The sequence below is a fragment of the Acidovorax sp. MR-S7 genome (assembly GCF_000400995.2).
Classification (GTDB): Bacteria; Pseudomonadota; Gammaproteobacteria; order Burkholderiales; family Burkholderiaceae_C; genus MR-S7.
This window is the reverse complement of sequence record NZ_DF238932.1, coordinates 1-2,787: the sequence shown is the minus strand read 5'-3', so window position 1 is coordinate 2,787 and position 2,787 is coordinate 1. Positions and strand designations below refer to the sequence as shown.

The window sequence follows — 2,787 nt, the reverse complement described above, 5'->3', positions numbered from 1 at the left end:
TCTTCCGCATGGCAAACCCACTCCGTCAACGCGTTGGCCCACATACTACCAACACAGATTTGTGACAGAGCCTTAAATATTGCCTATGGGTCGATGAAAAAGGAAACCTGTATGTGCAAATGATTGAAAATGAGGAGTCGGGTACTTTTTCAAATCATTTATTCCCAGTTTCAAAATATCAATCCGAACGAAGAAGCACTAAAGCTCTTGGCAGTCTGGAGGCATTTAATATTGGAAATAACACCTTTGAGAAGGTCGATGATAACAATAATGGTGCTTTTCTAAAAGCTGTTCTAATACATTTACTACCAAGCGGAGATCAGTAATGGATCGTACATTTAAATTAATATATGCCATTTTTTTCGTCATGGTCATTCAGGGTTGCAATCCTTTCGAGAGCACCTTTGATAAACAAGTAAATGCGTGCAAGGAAGATGTGAAACTTGGCCTTGGTGACCCTGGGTCATTGGAAATCATGTCAACTAAAGGTATCGATCTGGACAACGGGTGGTATAGAGTGAAGCTAAACTTCACTGCAAAAAATGCTATGGGAGGTAGAGTACGTGGAGATACGATTTGCGGCTTCAAAGATAAAAACACTATCGAATTAAATTCAGAAGATTTTATGAATCAAGAGAGAAAACTTGCCAGAGACCTAAAGGCTCTAGGTATCAGATAGGAAGATTTTGCCTAACAAGGCGCTCGTTCGGACGCAAACTACGCTGCGCTCCGTTTGCGCCGCACAGCTTGGTCGTTAGGCTTCGCAAGCCATGCTCGATTATCTTCAACGCATGCTCGATTTAGCACTCCGCAAAGAGTTGCAGGGCATCCACTTCTGGGCCACCCTGTATGTGCTCATCGTTTTGGTAGGTTCGCTGTGGCATGCGCTGCGAGTTCGCAGGTGGCCTCAGGTGGAAGGTCAACTTCTCAGCCTTGGAATTCGCCCACTGGGAAGTCCCGACCCTGGCACCAGAGACCAAGACTATGTACCTTCGGCGCTTTATAGGTATGAGGTGAATGGTCAATCCTATGCGGGCCGAGAAATATCGATATGGAAAATGTCTGCCTCAGGCATGCTCCAGAACACCGCGAAAATCCTGCCTAGTCAGGTCAGACCGAGTGAAACAGGGAAGGTAATTATTTACTACAACCCCAAGCGTCCAAACAAGAGCCTTCTCTTGCGTCCGGGTTGGGCAAGCATCTCTTTTTTGTCAGCGCTCATTTTCCTAGCCGTTGCCTTCTATATCTGGCGTTGGTGAGTGCTATGAACCCGATGCCTAACACTTCCGTTCACGGTCGTGCTTATTCCAAGCGCGTAAAAATCTGGTTTTTGTTGTCGCCAGTTTTCCAAAGTAGGTTTTGCCTTTGGTCGTTTGGATTCATTTTTCCGGTGTCGCATTGACACTGGTGCAGGCTCATTTTTCCGACTATGCTGCTGGCTTTAGGTGGCTGCTGTGTGGGCTTTGGCTCTAACCTTGCGCTCAAGCGGACGGCCTCCAGCCGCCGCTTACCTTAGTTCGTTAGGTGATTCAAAGGAGAGCCTTGCATGCTGAATGCAGTCATTTTTTTGCTCGTACTCGCAGCACCACTAGGTGCCTATGCGCAAGTGAATAAGTGCCAAGGGCCAGCGGGAACGTTCTATTCAGATAAACCGTGTCCTTCTGATGCGAAGACCACGGAAATGAAATTACCGTCGTCACCATCGTCGGAAAAGCCAGTGAAGCTGATCAGTGACGTTGAACTACTACGACGCGTAGCGGCGCTTTGCAAAGTCGAAACGACGAACTGGCTTCCATTCAAGGATCCAGGATCTCTTCAGTTTGAAGAAAACGCGCAACCGTCTGGACAAGAAGCAACCATGAGCTCGAAATACGCACATGCCAAAGCCGTTCGCATGTTCATGAGAATCAATGCCAAGAACAGTTATGGAGGCTATGTGGGCTTCAAAAGCTATATCTGCTACACGGATCAGAAGGGCGAAAAGGTACTTGGCTACTCGGAGTACCTGCTCGAATGAGGCGGCTAACCCTTCCTTCCAGCGGATTGCCTGCGGCGCCCGCTGAACTCAACCGTTAGGCCTCAGAAAGCATCAACCCTGTCCGTTCGGGCATCTATAAACCCAACGCTAATGCCAACATCCAAACCAAGGCGTCCAGTGTCTGCAGCGACCAAGGCCAAGCAGGAACAGGCTGCCAAGGAGCGTCGCATGGCAAAGCTCTATAGCAATCTGGATGCAGCGGTCGAAAATTTGAATCGGTTGATCGAGTCGGGAAAGTTTTTTGACCCGGTTCCCAAGAAGCAAAGTCGCAAAAGGTCCCCCACAGTCAAGCTTCCGGTTTTCATCAAGAAAGTCGGAGCGATCACAATCACATCGGACGAACCGCTCGACTATCACCGCTATGGCAGTTTCAAAGACAAGATAAAAACTGAGGGACTCTTAACTCAAGGTCAGATCCGCTTCACATACACCAACTCTCAAGGTGAAATAACCATACGTACTGTTAACTTGATCGCCGTCTATCCAGCTGAGTCACCAGAATACCTCGTTGGATACTGCGAATTGCGAAAAGAGGAAAGGACGTTCAGGTTAGTCAGCATTCAAAATCCAATCGACACGCAACACGAAAGCCCAATCTCCGACATGGAACGTTGGCTCTCTGATCGCAACCGCTAGTGCTTATGCCGCGCTACTGCCTAACCCGTCATTGCAGCGGGGAACCTCTCACAACCCCATGATTGACGGATCCGAATAGGCACGATTGGACGCCAGCCGTTTTGAATGCGCGA

At 48.4% G+C, this 2,787-nt stretch carries 5 protein-coding genes; all 5 read left to right on the top strand.

The window, feature by feature from the left end; translation table 11 throughout:
- The first annotated feature begins 113 nt into the window (after nt 1–113).
- A complete protein-coding gene (locus tag AVS7_RS24455; RefSeq protein ID WP_024001543.1) occupies nt 114–326 on the top strand; it encodes a hypothetical protein in 213 nt (70 codons plus the stop codon).
- Nucleotides 326–679, top strand: a complete 354-nt coding sequence (locus tag AVS7_RS24450) for a hypothetical protein (protein ID WP_024001542.1) — start codon at nt 326–328, stop codon at nt 677–679. The genes AVS7_RS24455 and AVS7_RS24450 overlap by 1 nt, the downstream gene beginning before the upstream one ends.
- Nucleotides 680–770: 91 nt before the next feature.
- The gene (locus AVS7_RS23850; protein WP_024001541.1) at nt 771–1,259 is read left to right on the top strand and encodes a DUF3592 domain-containing protein; all 489 of its coding nucleotides are present in this window, start codon (nt 771–773) and stop codon (nt 1,257–1,259) included.
- A 287-nt stretch (nt 1,260–1,546) separates the two neighbouring features.
- Nucleotides 1,547–2,017: a DUF4124 domain-containing protein gene (locus AVS7_RS23845; RefSeq protein ID WP_024001540.1), complete on the top strand. Its 471-nt coding sequence runs from the start codon at nt 1,547–1,549 to the stop codon at nt 2,015–2,017.
- Nucleotides 2,018–2,155: 138 nt separating this feature from the next.
- Entirely contained in the window at nt 2,156–2,674 is a 519-nt protein-coding gene (locus tag AVS7_RS23840) for a WYL domain-containing protein (protein WP_159402788.1), read from the top strand.
- The last annotated feature ends 113 nt before the right edge of the window (nt 2,675–2,787 follow it).